This is a genomic window from Marinobacter sp. L-13 (genome assembly GCF_056857715.1).
Genome location: NZ_JBSXNQ010000044.1, coordinates 1 through 17,333, shown reverse-complemented (window position 1 = coordinate 17,333; position 17,333 = coordinate 1). Strand labels below are relative to the sequence as shown.

Here is a 17,333-nt window from a genome sequence, read left to right as displayed (position 1 = left end):
TTACTGCATGGGCACCAGCGTCAGCTCAACACGACGGTTCTGCTCACGGCCGGCCGCGGTATCATTTGAGGCAACCGGGTAGCGTTCGCCGTAGCCAACAGCACGGGTACGCTTCGGCTCAATACCCTGGTTCAGGAGGAAGTCACGCACGGATGAGGCGCGACGCTCACTGAGCAGCTGGTTGTAGCTGTCAGAGCCGGAGCTGTCGGTATGCCCCTCAATCTGGATGATGGTCTTGTCATACTCCTTCAGTACCAGAGCCACGGATTCCAGTGTTCCGCTGAATGACGGCTTGATGCTCGATTCATTCAGATCAAAGGTGATATTGCCTGGCATCACCAGTTCAATCTCATCGCCGTTGCGCACCACGCGAACACCAGTGCCCTCCAGCTTGCGACGCAGCTCGGCTTCCTGTTTGTCCATGTAGTAACCAACGCCACCGCCAATGGCCGCGCCGCTGGCCGCACCAATCAGGGCACCTTTTCCGCGGTCACTCTTGCTGGAGGTTGCCGCACCGATAGCCGCACCGCCAATAGCGCCGATGATGCTTCCCTTGGTCGCATTCGAAGTTTTCTCTTCACCGGTGTAGGGGTCATAGGTCATACAACCGCCGAGACCGAAAGTTGCCACCATAAATACAAGAATCATCTTCTTCACAGCTTTCTCCTGTGCCTGGTTTCTTCAGCCAACCCGGTTTAACGGGTCTTTTCCGCCGAGTTCGTGAATGTATCAATAATGGTATTGAATACGGTTGCCTGCAAATCCTGAGCTTCGTTCACAAGATGATGACGTCCGTCAGGGATTTTCCGTTCCTCAACCGAGGAAAATTTATTCCGGATAATACGCAAATTGTGTTGCCAGTCGACTGTCAGATCCTTCTCACCTTGCACGACGGTCACCGGAAAGTCGACCGGCCGCGCAGATTCAATATGGGGGACCCATTTTCGGAGTGCACTCACCCAGTCGACATGCACTGCCCTCGCCTGAAGCGGGTCGTACTCCCGCAAGAACCTGAGGAAACGACCGTTGCCACTGTTCTCTGCAAATACCCTGCGCCAGCGGGAAATAAACGGCTTCACCATGCTATGCAGTATTTTTGCGCCCAACCAGCCGGCCGGCCTCACCAGGGGCGCCAGAAGCACCACTTTCCGGAAGTCGGAGGTTTGCTGGCTGTGATGGTTGGACAACAGATAATCAATCAGGATCGCTCCACCGGTGCTCTGCCCAACCGCGAACCAGGGCTGACGCAACTTGTCCCTGACCTGAGCCATCACGTCTGACAGAACGCCCTGATACTCAAGAAAACTGCCAATGGCTGCGGGCGTGCCGCTGGAAAGGCCATGGCCGGGCTGATCGTAGGCCAGCACATCAAACCCGGCTCCCAGGCACCGATCGATCAACTGACTGTACAACCCGACGTGGTCGAAATAGCCGTGCAGAATGAACACCGTGCCACGCTCTGTTGACTGGTCCGGCAATCGGAAATAATGCACCATGACTTCATGACCGCAGGCTTTGACGTAACCCTGATGATAAGCAACGTCCGGATGTTCCACCCAGAGATCCAGCCCATAAAAACGACAATAGGCCACCATTTCATCACTAAGATCACGCGAGCGGGTCGGGTCGAAGGGTTCGAGTCTGTCCAGGAGCGAGTGCCTGTCCCAATCCGGTATTTCTATGGTATCCGTTTTCCAGTACACGTAGAGTTAAACGCCTGTCATGAATGAGTTATCTATTTCGGGGTTTCAATCCTAACCTATAGCGGGCCTAACCCATAGCAGGGGAAAGACACAGATGTTGCAACACGTTTTAGAGAGTGCGTTGCGCCAGACCATGAACCGGCTGGTCAGACCGGTTCTCAACCCGGCGGTACCGGTGCCACTTCAGCGACGCATTGTTCGCCAGGCTTATCGGAGTTCGACACCACCGAGAGGCGCGAAATTCGAGAACATAACCATTGGGGGAGTGCCAGCAACCCGGACAACCTTCGGCAATGATCCCCGGGGCGCCGTTCTCTATCTCCACGGCGGAGGCTACATCATCGGGTCCTCGAGTACCCACCGTGGCATAACCGGGCATCTGGCGAAAACAACCGGCTGCGCCATCGTTACGCCGGATTACCGGCTGGCGCCCGAGTTTCCGTTTCCCGCTGCGCTGGATGATGCCGAAGCCTGCTGGAACGGGCTTCTGGAGGCTGGCCTGAAACCGGACCAGATTGCCGTCGCCGGCGATTCCGCTGGCGGGGGGCTCTCTGTTGCCCTGGCGATGCGACTGCGCGATAAGGGCCTGCAGCTTCCGGCATCGCTGACGGCGTTTTCACCCTGGATAGACCTCACTCAGGAGCAGCTTTATGCGCCGGAAATTGAGCCGGTACTTCAGGCCAGCTGGACCAGCAAGGCCGCCAGGCTTTACGCCGGAAAGGAACCCCTTACCAACCCGTTGATCTCGCCGATCTTCGGGGATTTAAGCGGCCTGCCACCCCTGTTGATCCAGGTAGGCAGCCAGGAAATCCTGCTGAACGACGCCGAACGGCTGGCCGAGGCCGCAAGCCGGAACGATGTGGAAACCCGCCTTGAGGTCTATAACAGTCTTTGGCACGTTTTCCAGGTACACAGTGGTCAGCTGGATCGAGCCACTGCCGCGTTGGAAACCGCAGGCGAACACATCAAACGTCATCTGGCAGACTGAGCTCGCCCCGGGCCAGGGCCTCTTTCCTGGGCCGGGGCCATTGCTTGATGCGCCACTCCAACCGTGAAGCCCGGCTTCTGTCTCCGGCTGGCGCGCTGAACACCAGTTCCAGTGGCCCCTTCCCCCTCAGACTACGCGCCCCCCGGGGAGCGCCTCCCTGATGTTCATTGAACCGCCGCTCAACGTCAGTGGTTATGCCGGTATAGAGCGAACCTCTGGCGGTTCGAACCATGTAGACAAACCAGTCAGCCAAGGTTCAGGGCCTCTTCCCGATCCTTCACTTTTTTCTGCTGAATCCATAGCCCCATCATGATCAGAACCAGGCCAATGTATGTGGAGGGCAGGATATGCTCGCCCAGAATAAAGTAGATGAACACCAGCGAAAGGAACGGAGAGATAAAAATCAGGTTGCTGACTTTCGAAGTATTCTCCGCTTTTTTCATGGCATAGGACCAGAGCACGAAAGCGATACCCATCTCGAACACGCCTACATAGAGCGCTGCAACCAGCGACGTGCCCGGGGCAAAACTGAGCCCCTCTGTCCACCAGCAAATCAGCAGAATCACCGGCAATCCACACAGGAAATTCAGGAACAGGCCAACCACCGGATCCCGGGTATCCCGTGTGGCGATAATCCAGTAGGACGCCCAGACCACTGTGCTTCCGAGGGCGAGAGAAACGCCAAGTGGATCCTCGAAGCTCAGCGAAGTGACAGCCCCGCGGGTGGCAATCACCACGACCCCGGCATAACAGATCAGGCCCGCGACAATATCCAGTTTGCGTAGCCGGTGCCCCAGAAAGGGTACCGACATATAGGCCAGCACCAGAGCCCAGGTGTAGTTCAGCGGTTGCGCTTCCTGGGCGGGCAGTCGGTCAAAGGCACCGAACAACAGGAAATAGTACAGACAGGGATTGATCAGCCCCATGCCAAAAGACTGGGCATACTGTTTGCGACTGAGCGAGAACACCAGGTGCCAGCGCCCCTGAAGCATCAGGATGACGGCCATCACAACCACCGACGCACTGCACGCAATCAGCAGCATCTGAACGGGCGCGAGCTCTCTGAGCGAGAGCTTGAACGCGGTTGCCACGGTAGACCACAACAGCACCGTGCCAAGGCCATAGAGCATCGCCTGCTTCTGGTTTGTCATTCCCGGCCTCCTGCCCAACACTGAAACTCCATGAACTGTCTCCTATATGCACTTGATCGTCTGGGTCGACAGTGTAATTCAATCCAACCCCGTAACCCACGGCAGTGCGCATTCTTGTGTTACCTTGTATGGCAATATCAACCAAGGATCGAGAAAACTGGAGTTCCCGTTATGCCCACCGTCCGTTTCAGGTTCTGGCCATTGAGCCTGGCATTGGCCATTGCACTGACCGGTTGTTCAGACAGCCAGACCAGCGGTGAGGACGAGACCGCCGATGTCCCGGAACCCCCCGATTACCCGGTTACCTGGCGTTTTGCCCTTGAGGAGATCGAGGGTAGCGTTCAGCATGCTTATGCCGAAGCGTTGAAGGAACGGATTGAGGAGCGTTCCGACGGCAGGATTGAAATCGATATTTTTCCCTACGGTTCTCTGGGAACCTCGGCACAGCTTACTGAACTGGTTCGCAATGGTTCCATAAGCCTGGCGTTCGCCTCCCCCGGGCATCTTGCCAACACCATCCCCGAAGTCGGTCTCTTCACGCTGCACTATGTTCTTCCGGACGACGCCGACGTTACACGAGAGATTCTGGCCAGTGCAGAATTGCTCGAATTGTTTGAATCACCCTATGCCAACCAGAACATGAAACTGCTGGGTTTCGTGCCTGAAGGCTGGATGGCCTGGACAGCTAACAAGGCGCTGCGGTCGCCGGAAGACTTCACCGGACAGCGAATCCGAACCATGACCTCCGACATGGCGGAAGAAACCTTCCGGGCCTATGGTGCCGAGCCCAGCCAGATCCCCTATTCCCAGGTATACAGTGACCTGCAGCTGCGCAAGATCGATGGCCAGAGCAATCCGGTTTTCGCCATCGAGGAAATGGATTTCTACGAAGTGCAGACCACCATGACCCTGGCGCGACCGGCCCAGTTCGTCGCTTCAGTGGTCTCGAATCTTGAGTGGTACGACGCCTTGCCCGAAAACCAGCAACAATGGCTCGACAACGGACTCAAGGACGTCGCGCAGATCGCCTGGGAGACTCAGGAGGAGCTAAATCAGACCCGGCTCGAGCAGATGCTGGAAGGGGGCCACATGAAAGTGGTCCGCCTGACCGATTCAGAACGCGAGGCGTTTCGGGAAGCCAGCATGCCGGTGCGTGACATTTACCTCGAGCGCACCGGTGAAAGCGGGCAGCGTATTCTCGGCAGGTTGAATCAATTGATTGAGCAAACGGAAACCCGCAAGCAAAGCTCAGGGGTTTCCGGTGACGGGGACTGAGACAAACCTGACGCCCTCTGAAGCCAACGCACTTGCGCCCTTTGCAGTGAGCTCGGAAATAAACCGGAACTGATCCTTCAACTCGATCGGGTATGCCTTCAGCCGATAACACATGCCCCAGGGTTTGTTGGAGACCACCACCACGACAGGCCGGAACGTGCGGGTAAGAGGACAGGTGTAGGCCACATCCCGCAAGAGCGCCATAACCCGGCTGACGTCATGGTGGGGTTCAAGGTTGAACTCCGCCACGCACATCAGGTTATCCGTTCCGTTGTTGGCGTTGGCAATGAGGGACGCCCAGAGTTTGCCGTGGGGTATCACCACCACGGTATCATCCGGCGTAACAAGTTCCGCGGCTCTGGTGCCAATCGAACGGACCTCTCCGTACTGCCCGTCCACCTCGATCCAGTCGCCGGGCCGATACGGCATTTCGTAGAGGGTTACGATTCCGGCAATCAGGCTGTTCGCGTAATCCTTGAAGGCAAACCCGAGAGCCAGTCCCAGGGCTCCGAAAATGGCAACCATGTTCTCGAACGAAGGTTCCACCAGGATCGGAACCACAACGATGATGGTCACCACGATAATGATCAATCGCAGCAAGGGCACCGACGCCAGGATATAAAACCGGGGCTTGCCCCCGAGTTTCACTGCGATTCTCGGAAACAGCTTCTGTATTACGATGATCAGGCCCGTCGCCAGCAGCACAACCATCAACGATTCCAGCAACGCTTCCGACGTGATCGCTGAAAACGCCTCCCGAATGCCAAGATCACCCATCACTCATCTCCTAGAAAGTGTCGACCGGAAATCCCCAGCTCTGCAAATGCCGACGAATCGAGGGGTATCCCTGAGCGGTGACTTGCCAGCGACCACCAGATGACTGCTGCTCAATCAGATCCGCGCGGGCCAGACGTGCCAGCACAAACCCTGCCTCATGTTCCGCGACCCCTGTTACCAACTGCAGATGAGAGGCGTCCAGTCCATCGTGCAACAGCAGGGCGTGCAATAGCAGGCCAATGTTGTCGCCCTGGCTCTGGGGGACCGCTGGCAAACCCAGTTGATCAAAAGGGATAACCCAGGCCCGGGTGACTGAACCGCCGTCTGAAGAACCCGGGCCGGATTCCTCCGTGCCCGCCTCTTCTTCAGGGCGGTCTCTCAGCGCGCGTCGCCATATAGCCAGCGCAACACCGGGATTACCTCTTGCTACTGAGGCGAGATCCCGGAGAAAGCCACTGTGTTTGCGCTTTTTCCCGTCATTTCCTTCCGTCATCGGCAATACCCATAGGCCATCGTCTGCCATTCGGGCCGTGATTGAGTAATCACTATCACCGGCAGCAAGGGATTCAAACCATTCACCAAGTTCGACTGCTGCCATCGGCGCAGGTGTCATCGGCGAAAAGTGCGCATCCCTGAAGTAAGAGGACCAGAATTGCCAACACCAGCTCGAGCAACCAATAGCGCCAGGAGCAGTGCCTCCCGCGGCAACCCGACGGAGTAATTCCCGAACCAGAGCCAGTCCGGACAGATGGCGCAGCCAGAAATCAGCCAGTTCCGGAATCACCCACGGCCTGGAAAGATCCTGCGTGTCCCACCACTCCCTGGCGCCCTGTTCATCAAGAAGCAGATTCTCGGGTGGCAGGATCAGCGACCACCGGCCCGCCTCGCCCTCTTGCTGCAATTCAAGCTCGGGAAAACACTCAAGGGCAGAACGAATACCTGAGAACGGTGGAGCCACCAGTAACGCAACTCTCTTGCCGGAATCATGGTTTAGCCCAAGCTCTTCAAGGGCCCTTGAGAGCACTTCCGCCAGCACGCTTGGATCTGGCCGGGGTGCAAAGGATTCGAGCCGGGCGGCTGAAAGTTCGGGAAGGTTATCGAGGCTTTCAAACACTTCCTTTTCTGCAACCACGCCCGCCCGAATCTGGGCCAGGGCATGGCGCAACGCATCTTTGAGTGAACGTCTCACGGACGTTTCAGGCACTTTCCACTGCTCAACCGGAATCAGGCCGCCGGGCATCCACACGGATCCTGCCTTGTTTACTGGCTTATCCTTCAACCTCGTTGCTCCCTTGCTTGCCGTCCTTTCAATTACTCAGGAACCAGCCAACCAATATCGTGAGACAAATTCAAAACGTCCGACCCGGCAACATCGCTCATCATTGCGGCAAACCGGGAGTCAAAACCCCAGGGTGGGTTTACCACCAGCATGCCCGATCCGACCATACCTCGCTCCGGCGGATTATTCAGATGCACCTCACTGCAGAGTATCTTGCGCGCATCAGTGCCCCTGACCGCATCTTTCAACTGTTCCTGCAGGCCACTGGTCAGTATCGGGTACCAGACAAGAAAAATGCCATGACGGCACTTATGCCATGCTTTCCCCAAAGTGTGCGCCACTTCAATGTAGTCGGTTTTGACCTCGTAAGAGGGATCAATCAGCGTCAGCAGGCGCGGCTGTCTGGGAGGCAACTGTCTTAGCAGACCTGCCAGGCCGTCCTGTCTGAGCACCCGAATCGGAGCCTCGGAAGCCCAGTCCGCCAGTTGCTCGCCCTCAGATGGATGCAGTTCAAACAGCGTCAGCGCATCTCCATCCCGTAGAAAATGCTGAAACCACGCAGGAGAACCGGGGTAAACGGACAGTTCACCACCGCCGGCATTGAATCCTTTCAGCACGTCCAGAAACGGCTTCCAGTCCCCGGACAGCAACCGATCTCTGGCGCCCCAAAGTCTCTGAACTCCGTGGTCGGCTTCTCCAGTCTTGCGGGCCCGCTCACTTCGCAGGTCGTATATGGCACTGCCGGCATGGGTATCGAAACAGGCAATACCGGAGGCCTTCGCCCGCATCATGGTCTGGACCAGTGCCAGGGCTCCATGTTTCTGGACATCGGCGAAATTGCCGGCGTGGAAGGCGTGCAAATAACTCAACATACAAGAATAGCTCCCTGGTGACGGGGCCATTAAGCCCGATCACGGTTGCCCGGGGCAAGAGCACAATCGTCAAACCTGATCGATCGAGTCCGTTTCCCGCTTGCGTTTCGATAAAACGGAACTCATAATATTTAACGCGAATATTTCTCATTATTACTACTATTAACAGAACTTGGGAAAAGGAATGACGCCCATGTTTCGTCCAGCACCCCTGGCATTGACAGTAACCGCTCTGCTCACTGCAGGCTGCGCTAATCATCCCTGGTCCACCAAGGACTATCAGCCAGCAACCAAAGACTCAGTGGTCGATCACTACGCCGATCTGGCTCATGCCAACTACGAAGATGCCCTGATCACCGCCCGCGCGCTGGACGAAGCAACTGACCACTTGATCGCCAATCCGACCGAAGCCAATCTGGCGACCGCAAAAGAAGCCTGGCTGGCAGCTAGGGTTCCTTATCAGCAAACAGAAGTGTTCCGGTTCGGCAATGCTATTGTCGATGACTGGGAAGGCCAGCTGAACGCCTGGCCGCTTGATGAAGGCCTGATCGATTATGTGAAGGCAGACGGGTACCAGCACGAGCTGGGCAACGCCGGTGCCACCGCAAACATCATCGCAAGCAACAGGATCAATGTGGGTGGTGAGACACTGAATGTGGCATCTCTTTCCCCTGCACTGCTCGCAGATCTGAACGAAGTTGGCGGCTCTGAAGCCAACGTTGCTACCGGCTACCACGCGGTTGAATTCCTGCTTTGGGGTCAGGATCTCCACGGTTTTGAAAGCGGCGCCGGTGAGCGTCCGGTCACGGATTACGCGAAGGGCGCTGATTGCACCAATGGCAATTGTGAGCGTCGTGGCGAATACCTGGATGCGGTAACAGACCTTCTGGTATCCGACCTCGAGTGGATGGTGGCCCAGTGGGCCCCGGGCGACAGTGACAACTACCGGGCGCAATTGACCGCTGCAGACGCCAATCAGGGTGTTCAGAAAATGCTGTTCGGCATGGGTTCACTGTCTCTGGGCGAGCTGGCCGGCGAGCGAATGAAGGTTGCTCTGGAAGCCAACTCCTATGAGGACGAGCACGACTGCTTCAGCGACAATACCCACAATTCGCACTACTACAACGGCCAGGGTATCCAGAACGTCTACACGGGTACCTATCGTCGCGTGGATGGCAGCCTGGTGACCGGCCCTTCCCTGTCTGATCTGGTTCAGCAGAGCGACCCAGAGCTGGACGCGCGTCTTAACAACCAGCTGGACGCCTCCATGGAAGCCCTGGCGCTAATGAAGGCCCGCGCGGAGAGCAGCGAAAATCCCATGGCTTTTGACACCATGATTGCACCCGGGAATGCCGAGGGCACTCGTATCGTCAACGGCGCTATCATGGCGCTCGTCGCACAGACCGGTTCCATTGAGCAGGCTGCGCGCGACCTGGGCATTGAAGCCCTGTCTCCCGATGATGCCGGCCACGCGTCCTGAGCATGATGAAACCGCTTGCCTTAATCGGGGCGCTGGCGATCGCCAGCGCCCACGTTTGTGCCCAGACTCACGAGGGCTATCCGATCCAGACATCTCCGGCCTCTGGTGGTGAGGGCACCGTACAACAGTCAGACACCAATGCCTACTCGCTTCCCCAGGGCAATCTGTCCATGACCAAACGTCTGGACTTCAGTGTCGGCAACAGTTTCTTCCGGAACCCCTGGGTCGAAGCCCCGGCAAGCACTGACGCCCGTGACGGCCTGGGCCCGCTGTTCAATACCAACTCCTGCCAGGGATGTCATATCAAGGATGGTCGCGGACACCCACCCGGTGTCGACGAGCCGCCGGTCTCCCTGTTTTTGAGACTGGCAGTCCCTGCTGATCCGGAGCTGGACGCGGACATTCTGCGCAAACACGGTTTTAAACCGGCGCCAGTATATGGCAGCCAGCTCCAGACAGCCGCGCTTCCTGCAGCCAAACCAGAGGCTGATTTGATAGTCGAATGGACGCCAGTGAAGGAAACACTCGCGGATGGGACGGTGGTGGAACTGCGCAAGCCCGTGTACCGCATTGAGAACCCAAATTATGGGCCACTGCCCGAGGACCTTCTGGTATCGCCCCGGGTAGCACCGCAGATGATCGGAATGGGTCTGCTGGAAGCCATCCCCATCGAAGATTTGCAAGCCCTCCAAGACACTGATGATGCGGACGGAAACGGCATCTCCGGAAAGCTTAACCAGGTCTGGGATCTGGCAACGGAACAGACAGTGCCCGGTCGATTCGGCTGGAAGGCAGCCGAGCCCGATGTCCACCAGCAAAGCATGGGTGCGTTCGCCGGAGATATGGGACTGACCTCTACTCTGAAACCTAAAACCGACTGCATGCCCGAGCAGAATTGTGAGCGGTTTACCCATGGCGGTGAACCGGAAGTAAGCGACAAGGTCGCCAACTTCGTGACCTTCTACGCCAAGAGTCTGGCAATACCCGCGCGTCGAGATATTGAGTCTGAATCCGTCCGGCAGGGAGCAAGGCTGTTCAACGAAAGTGGCTGCGCTGGCTGCCATACGCCGAGACATCAGACCGGCGAGGTTGCCGATCGCCCGGACCTTAGCAATCAGACTATCTGGCCCTATTCGGATCTGTTGCTGCACGACATGGGTCCTGCCCTGGCCGACGGCCGCGATGAATTCCTGGCCAATGGCAATGAATGGCGAACCCCGCCGCTCTGGGGCATTGGCCTGGCCCAAGTGGTGAATCCGCAAGCCGGGTTCCTGCACGACGGCCGCGCCCGAACTCTGGAAGAAGCCGTGCTCTGGCACGGTGGCGAGGCTCAGGCGGCCGCCGACCGATACCGCCAGATGTCGCCCGAAGATCGATCCGCTCTGATCGATTTCCTGAATTCACTCTGAGGATCAGCCATGCAAGGGATCACCAGACTGCTGTGCACATCTATCCTGACACTAACCTCGCCCCTGGCGTGGGCAAGCGATGCCAACACCCAGGCCCGCCAGCAGTGGTATGAAGGCATTGCGACCGGCTATCAATCGTTGACCACAGAAGCGGGAGAGCTGGCTGAATCCGCCCGTGACTACTGCCAGAATCCAGCCGAGGGAAGCCGGGAACACGTGGAAGCCGCCTGGCTGAATGCCTTCCTGGCCTGGCAGAAGGTGCGCTTAGTCGATTTCGGCCCGGTCGAAAACAACAACCTTTCCTGGCAGTTCCAGTTCTGGCCGGATCCGAAGAATCTGATTGCACGGAAAGCGGCTTACCTGATCGGAAACGACGAACCGATCACCCCGAGCGTGATCAATCAGTCCGGTGTCGCTGTGCAAGGCTTCCCGATGATCGAATATCTGCTGTTCGACCAAGAGTTCAATGCCGGGGAAACTTCACTCCCAGTCGCCCGGACCTGCGAGCTGCTAACGAACGTCGCGGGACACTTGAAAAGCAACAGTGACGCATTGATGGCTGGCTGGCAGGCTTTCAGACCGCACTATCTGGAGACCGAGCAGTACTTCGACACCACTATCCGAGCGGGTATGGCAACACTGGAAATTCTGGAAGAAAGAAGGCTGGCCCAACCCATGGGTCTTCGCGGCAGTAACAAACGCAATCCTTACATCGCGGACGCCTGGCGCAGCGGCAAAAGCCTGCAGACTGTCGCGGCGACTGTCGACGGCCTGAACCGGTACTTTTTACCAGGGCTCGAAATTTCGCTGGAAGCAAAGGGGGCGTCCGACCTGGCAGACCGCATTCGCAAACAATTCAACGAGGTTCAGCAGAACTTTCCCGGAGCCCACCTACCCCTGGCAACGGCTTTGAAAGAAGAAGACCAGTTCCGGGCTCTGCAGAGCCTTTACGTTGATATTTCCCAGTTGACCACGCTGGTGAATGACCAGGCGGCAGTGGCACTTGGCGTAGTACGAGGCTTCAACTCGAGCGATGGCGACTGAGGAACCTGATCCTATGCTTTTGAACCGGAGAGCCCTTCTCAAGGTGTCCATTGCCGGCGGCGTTGCCGTGGGCCTGACCGGCTGTTCCCTGCTGCCCCGAAAAGCGTCAGTCCAACCTGATGGCTATGCCGGCGCCGTCGGGTTCCCGGATGGCAGTTTTGGAGTCAGCGCATTCAACCGCAACGGCCGGATAGTGTGGCAGGCGCCTGTCGATTCCCGCTGCCATAGCGGCTGCAACCGACCGCACCAGCAAGAGACCCTGTTTTTCGAGCGCCGCCCGGGTTGGTCATTCTACGTTTTCGATAGCACTACAGGTGCCCGGAAACACCATATTTCAGCCGAGCCGGGCGAACACTTTGTTGGCCACGGTGTGTTCTCGACCGATGGCCGACGCCTCTACGTCACCGCCAGCCGGTACGATCAGGGCGCGGGGATCATCGCAGTCTACGATGCCGAAAAGGGTTATCGGCGGACAAAAACCTTTGATCTGGCGGGAATCGGCCCCCATGAGCTGACCTTGCACCCCGACGGCGAAACCCTGGTGATCGGTCTCGGAGGCATCCTCACTCACCCGGATTACGACCGCATGAAACTGAATCTGGACACCATGGATCCAGCCCTGGTACTTATGAATCGTCACTCCGGCAAAATCGTTGGCCGTTTCAGGCCGCCCCACCACCAGCAAAGCGCCCGCCATGTCAGCGTCAGCGGCGATGGCCGCGTGTATGTGGCCTATCAGCACCAGGGCCCACTCTACGAAACGCCGCCTTTGTTGGCACGTCTTGAAGAGGGAACTTTGCGGGAATACCGGTTCGATGAGGATACCCGGACAGCGTTGGCCAACTACATCTCCAGCGTGGTTGCGCATCCGGAAAACGACCTCGTGGCTGCGGCTTCGCCGATTGGTGGAACGGCCATTATCTTTCGGGGCAAGACCGGTGAGCTGGTCAGCCGCGCACACATCGCCGATTGCGCGGGCATCCAGACCCTTGCCGGAGGGGATTTTCTTGTTTCCTCCGGACGGGGAAAACTTATCCGGCTCGGCGCCGGCAAACCCGCCAGAGAACTCGCAGATCTATCCGTTCACTGGGACCACCATCTGGTCTGATCGCTCGCAGTTGCCGTAATCCGGACTTAAGGATACCGCGCCACACTGGTATCCTTTCGACACATTTTCCGGAGGATAGCGGTTTGCCTGAGAGCAGAAAGGACACCATCGAACAACTTTATGGCCTGATTGCCAACGAAGAGGATGCACGGGTCTGTACCGACATCTCCGATGACGCCTGTCGCGAAGTGCCGCGCAATTTCTTTCTGATTCTTGCCAGCAACGTCCTGACCAAACTGGGCGACCTGCTGATCAGTCCCAAAACCGTATTGGCCTGGTTGATGAACGCCATTGGTGCACCCGCGCTGGTGGCCTGGCTGGTGCCGATCCGGGAATCCGGTTCCCTCGTCCCACAGATGGTCATTGCGGCCTGGGTCCGCCGCAAACCTGTTCGCAAGTGGTTCTGGACTCTTGGAAGCTTCGGACAGGCCGCCAGTGTTGTGGCCATGGCGGCCAGCATCTGGTTTTTCGAGGGGTATGCCGCAGGTTCCGGGATCATTGCAGCCCTCATTGTATTTTCCCTCGCCCGTGGATTCTGCTCCGTATCCATGAAAGATGTACAGGGCAAATGCATCCCGAAAACCCGCCGGGGAAGGCTCGGCGGGCTCGCCTCCACCATTGGCGGCACCGCCACCGTTGTGTTGACCGCGCTGCTGTTCTGGGAACGCGGCGACCCCACCCTCGCCTTTTACACCGTATTATTACTTCTGGCCGCGGCACTCTGGGTGATCGCCGGCCTGCTGTTTGCCGGAGTGGAAGAATACGACGGTGAAACCGGTGGCGGCGGAAATGCCATCAACGAGGCATTTCGAAGCCTGTCCCTGCTCCGGGATGACGTTCCGTTCCGGAACTTCGTGATTACCCGGGCCCTGCTGCTCAGCTCGGCACTGGCTTCACCCTATTTGGTCGTACTGGCACAGAAAGAATCCGACATTGGCTGGATGTTGGGCGTTTTCCTGCTGGCCAGCAGCCTCGCCAGCTCGCTCAGTGCCAGCTTCTGGGGCTGGGCTGCAGACACCTCCAGTCGGAGAGTCATGATCCGTGGGGCGGCAATGGCCAGCGGTGTGTGCCTGATCGTCGGCTTCACCGCGCTGTTTATCGGGACGGAAATCGGCAGCGTCTGGTTTTACCCGATTGCGTTTTTCGTACTGAGCATTGCCCATGCGGGCGTCAGGCTGGGGCGTAAAACCTATCTGGTGGACATGGCAGGGGGCAACAAGCGTACCGATTACACGGCGGTGAGCAACACGGTCATCGGTGTTCTGCTGCTTGTTACCGGCGGCCTCACCGCCCTCGTGTCAATGATCTCAGAAGTGGCGGTCATCATCGTTCTGGGCCTGATGGGGCTGGCTGGGATGTTCAGTGCCATGGGGCTGAAGGAAGTGACCGAAGACTGATAACGGTCGCCCGTTCAGGAGGGCGCCTTGCCGTCATTCAGGGCCAGAGCCCCTTTCACGATCCGGTAGATGATCCAGATAGAAATACCAAGGAGAATAAACCATCCGATGATGATCGGCGTGGTCACTATGCCAATCACGGTCCAGAGCAGGCCGATCCAGAAGGTGCGAATCTGCCAGCGGAAGTGCCGCTCCACCCAGGTATTACGGACGTCGTCCAGTTTGACGTAATTGATGATCACGCCCACCAGACCGGTAATGCCTCCTACGAAAAACGACAGCGCCTGAAGGATGTAGACCACCACCGCCAGGTTACGCGCCGGATCACTTCGGCGGGAGGCGGGGTCCGTGTCGGCAGGAATAAACTCCGGTTCAGCCAAGACAAGTCTCCTATTGATCTATTAATCGGAGTCTACCACAGCCCCCGTGGCCGAAAATCCCGCCGCGGTCAGTGATTGTCCGGACGGTAGCCCAGGCGGAAACCGCCCCAATGCTTGCCATTCACATAAATAGGTACGGAGAGATCATGCATGATTTCGCCGGTATCCCTGCGATAGGTTTGCAAAAGCATGTTCTCGGTGTGCGTGCCACAACGAATGCCCGTTCGGTCGTTGAACAGCCGCTTGCTCCGGCTCTTGACCAGATCCACCTTCGGATCTCCGGTCGGTGCGTGGGCGAAATCCCTGTTGTGGGTCGGTACATACCCGTCAGGCGCAGCGGCTATGGCAAAGACAATGGCCTCATGGGCGTTTTTCACCTGCTCCTGGATGGTCGGCAGGTATTGATCGGTAAATTTGTCAAAGCTGCTTGAGTACTTTGGCGGGTGCGTGTTCGGGATGGGAGTCCGGCTCTTGTCGAACAGCGCGCTTTCTGAGAGCTTGCCATCCCGGATTGCCTGCTCGAACATCTGGCCGATCTGGTCAGCGCCCGCTCTGGCCTGATCGAAGAACGGCCGGTGATAACTGGCTTCGCTGTTCAGGGCAAATGAAGCATTGGCTTTTTCCGCAAGCTCCATCAAAGTAGCAGCCTGCTCCGCCAGCGAGGAAACGCTGGTATCGCTCTCGGAAATCTGGTCACGCACCGTTTCAATGGCGGAGAACACCTGGGCCAGACTCTGCTCGTTGTTCTGATCTATTTCGGCTATCCGGGCAACCTGCTGCTGGACCCGATCAGATTGTTCGCTGATCTGTTCCAGACGCTCACCCACGCTTTCCACAGACGTCAGGCCCTCCTCAATGCTGCGGGCAAGATCTTCAATGCGGGATACAATCAGTGTGGTATCGGACCGTATTTCCTCGAGGGTTTCCGCCACTTCACCGGTCGCCTGGGCCGTGCGGCCCGCCAGCTGACGCACCTCATCCGCCACCACGGCAAATCCGCGACCCTGATCACCCGCACGGGCGGCCTCAATGGCCGCATTGAGTGCAAGCAGATTGGTTTGCTCGGCAATACCCTGAATGGTGGCGGTCACGCCCTGGATCTTGTTGGATTTCTCGTTCAGCTCCTGGATCAGCCGGAGATTCTCACCGGACTGCTGGTGTACCGCGCGCACACTATCGATGGCCGAGACCAGCGCTTCGCGCCCCTCGGTACTGACCTGCTTATTCTGGAGAGCCATGGTGGCGGCATCGGTCGCCTGCTCGGAGGATTCCCGCACGGTCTCGGTAATCTGGCCCGCGTAATCGGCCATCTGGGCGGTTTCTTCAACCTGACGGTCCAGCCGGATCTTGAGCTGGTCTGCGGCAAAGGAGACCTGGGCGGCGGAAATAGCGTTCCTGTCAGCGCTTCCGGAGAGGGTTTCCACCAGAGCCCGCCCGGCTTTCGCATCGGAAAGCAGCTGCCGGCAATGGGCCCGGAGCGGATGATCTTCTGCCAGGGTGCCCTTATCCAGAGCCCTGAGACCGCGTTCGGCAGGCTCCAGCACCCGGATGACCAGAAAGCCGGCGGCGGCTGCAAGGCCAACCACCAGTCCAACCAGTATTGATGCCGGTTCAAGGCCTAGCAAAGGCGCCACCACTGCACTGATGACCGCAAGAACAACAGCACTCACCACCCCCAATATTATTGAAGCCCGATCCAGCAACCCCATAGGAACCTCTTCTTTATCGTTGCTTCTACCAATATTTTGTTATTTAAGGCCATCATGGAGACTAATAAATTGATATGAGTTTATAACTCATACTTTAGTGTATGTAACTGGCTTATCGGCAGGAAAAGGGGTTTCTGAAACAAAAAACCGCAAACCCGACTCACTCTGTTACCAAGTGGGCAGGGCTTGCGGTGTTTAGCGCGTTTTTAGCTATTAATCCCGGGATTTATCGCACAGCCAGGTTGGCAGCCCCGCTGATATCCGAGGCATAATCCATTATGTGATAGATCATGTTCTGCTCGTTGGTGCCCGTTACCAGATGGGCACCCGGCCCCCTGGCATAAATGCCCACATCCTCACCGGCATGTGTCTCGCTGCCCAGTGGCACCAATGACTCCTGGTGGAAGCCCGGCGTGGTGGTGTCAACGTTGGTCAGGTCCTTTCGGCCGGCGTTGATGGGGTCGCCATAGGTACGGTCCGCATCGGTCTCGCTTCCATAGTCGCGCATGCCGAGGCCATTGGCATACCCCAGGGTGGTGTATGGCAGATCATCCGACGCCAGTTCAGGCTGCTCCGCCCCAATGCTCACCACCTTACCGAGAATGGGGTTGCCGCGCTTGGGATAACCGGCCATCGTGAACACATGGCTGTGATCAGCGGTGACAATAATCAGGGTATCCTCCGGGTTGGTTTGATCCGCGGCCACTTTTACGGCTTCGGCCAGTTCAATGGTATCGGTTAAGGCGCCATTGGCACTGCCG

At 57.7% G+C, this 17,333-nt stretch carries 17 protein-coding genes; 7 read left to right on the top strand and 10 right to left on the bottom strand.

Annotation, left to right across the window (positions count from 1 at the left end):
* The gene (locus AC13DD_RS05665) at positions 1-657 is read right to left on the bottom strand and encodes a YiaD family glycine zipper/OmpA-like lipoprotein (protein ID WP_008174041.1); all 657 of its coding nucleotides are present in this window, start codon (positions 655-657) and stop codon (positions 1-3) included.
* A 38-nt stretch (positions 658-695) separates the two neighbouring features.
* The gene (locus tag AC13DD_RS05660) at positions 696-1,703 is read right to left on the bottom strand and encodes an alpha/beta hydrolase (RefSeq protein WP_008174039.1); all 1,008 of its coding nucleotides are present in this window, start codon (positions 1,701-1,703) and stop codon (positions 696-698) included.
* 94 nt (positions 1,704-1,797) lie between these two features.
* Between AC13DD_RS05660 and AC13DD_RS05655 the strand changes: the two genes are divergently transcribed.
* Positions 1,798-2,691, top strand: a complete 894-nt coding sequence (locus tag AC13DD_RS05655) for an alpha/beta hydrolase (protein WP_092031043.1) — start codon at positions 1,798-1,800, stop codon at positions 2,689-2,691.
* Here the strand turns inward: AC13DD_RS05655 and AC13DD_RS05650 are convergent.
* The gene (locus AC13DD_RS05650) at positions 2,669-2,923 is read right to left on the bottom strand and encodes a GIY-YIG nuclease family protein (RefSeq protein WP_014577843.1); all 255 of its coding nucleotides are present in this window, start codon (positions 2,921-2,923) and stop codon (positions 2,669-2,671) included. The two genes, AC13DD_RS05655 and AC13DD_RS05650, sit on opposite strands and share 23 nt — an antisense overlap.
* 13 nt (positions 2,924-2,936) lie before the next feature.
* On the bottom strand, positions 2,937-3,842 hold the full coding sequence (locus AC13DD_RS05645) for a DMT family transporter (RefSeq protein ID WP_053112741.1): 906 nt from the start codon (positions 3,840-3,842) through the stop codon (positions 2,937-2,939).
* Positions 3,843-4,013: 171 nt separating this feature from the next.
* On the opposite strand from AC13DD_RS05645, the gene AC13DD_RS05640 reads away from it, so the two are divergent.
* A complete protein-coding gene (locus AC13DD_RS05640; protein ID WP_008174031.1) occupies positions 4,014-5,117 on the top strand; it encodes a TRAP transporter substrate-binding protein in 1,104 nt (367 codons plus the stop codon).
* On the opposite strand, the gene AC13DD_RS05635 is transcribed toward AC13DD_RS05640, so the two are convergent.
* The 3 genes from AC13DD_RS05635 to AC13DD_RS05625 are packed head-to-tail and all read right to left on the bottom strand — an operon-like array spanning position 5,091 to position 8,045.
* On the bottom strand, positions 5,091-5,894 hold the full coding sequence (locus AC13DD_RS05635) for a mechanosensitive ion channel family protein (protein ID WP_008174028.1): 804 nt from the start codon (positions 5,892-5,894) through the stop codon (positions 5,091-5,093). The genes AC13DD_RS05640 and AC13DD_RS05635 overlap by 27 nt on opposite strands.
* A 10-nt stretch (positions 5,895-5,904) precedes the next feature.
* The gene (locus AC13DD_RS05630; protein ID WP_241956150.1) at positions 5,905-7,173 is read right to left on the bottom strand and encodes a hypothetical protein; all 1,269 of its coding nucleotides are present in this window, start codon (positions 7,171-7,173) and stop codon (positions 5,905-5,907) included.
* Positions 7,174-7,205: 32 nt separating this feature from the next.
* Positions 7,206-8,045 carry a 23S rRNA (adenine(2030)-N(6))-methyltransferase RlmJ gene (locus AC13DD_RS05625; RefSeq protein ID WP_405420926.1) on the bottom strand — a complete coding sequence of 280 codons (840 nt, stop codon included), beginning with the start codon at positions 8,043-8,045 and terminating at the stop codon, positions 7,206-7,208.
* Positions 8,046-8,238: 193 nt separating this feature from the next.
* Between AC13DD_RS05625 and AC13DD_RS05620 the strand changes: the two genes are divergently transcribed.
* The 5 genes from AC13DD_RS05620 (at position 8,239) to AC13DD_RS05600 (ending at position 14,483) form a co-directional block, all read left to right on the top strand.
* Entirely contained in the window at positions 8,239-9,525 is a 1,287-nt protein-coding gene (locus tag AC13DD_RS05620; protein WP_482930958.1) for an imelysin family protein, read from the top strand.
* Positions 9,526-9,527: 2 nt separating this feature from the next.
* Positions 9,528-10,934: a di-heme oxidoreductase family protein gene (locus AC13DD_RS05615; protein ID WP_053112746.1), complete on the top strand. Its 1,407-nt coding sequence runs from the start codon at positions 9,528-9,530 to the stop codon at positions 10,932-10,934.
* 9 nt (positions 10,935-10,943) lie between these two features.
* Positions 10,944-11,978 (top strand): imelysin family protein, encoded by a 1,035-nt coding sequence (locus tag AC13DD_RS05610; RefSeq protein ID WP_053112747.1) that lies wholly within the window; start codon positions 10,944-10,946, stop codon positions 11,976-11,978.
* Positions 11,979-11,991: 13 nt separating this feature from the next.
* A complete protein-coding gene (locus tag AC13DD_RS05605; protein ID WP_053112748.1) occupies positions 11,992-13,086 on the top strand; it encodes a DUF1513 domain-containing protein in 1,095 nt (364 codons plus the stop codon).
* A gap of 83 nt (positions 13,087-13,169) precedes the next feature.
* Entirely contained in the window at positions 13,170-14,483 is a 1,314-nt protein-coding gene (locus tag AC13DD_RS05600; RefSeq protein WP_482930957.1) for an MFS transporter, read from the top strand.
* A 14-nt stretch (positions 14,484-14,497) separates the two neighbouring features.
* On the opposite strand, the gene AC13DD_RS05595 is transcribed toward AC13DD_RS05600, so the two are convergent.
* The 3 genes from AC13DD_RS05595 to AC13DD_RS05585 form a co-directional block, all read right to left on the bottom strand.
* Positions 14,498-14,863 (bottom strand): DUF4870 family protein, encoded by a 366-nt coding sequence (locus AC13DD_RS05595; protein WP_053112750.1) that lies wholly within the window; start codon positions 14,861-14,863, stop codon positions 14,498-14,500.
* Positions 14,864-14,931: 68 nt separating this feature from the next.
* Positions 14,932-16,572 carry a methyl-accepting chemotaxis protein gene (locus AC13DD_RS05590; protein WP_053112751.1) on the bottom strand — a complete coding sequence of 547 codons (1,641 nt, stop codon included), beginning with the start codon at positions 16,570-16,572 and terminating at the stop codon, positions 14,932-14,934.
* Between the two features lie 226 nt (positions 16,573-16,798).
* Positions 16,799-17,333 (bottom strand): alkaline phosphatase (locus AC13DD_RS05585; protein WP_482930956.1); only part of this gene is annotated, 535 nt, incomplete at its 5' end.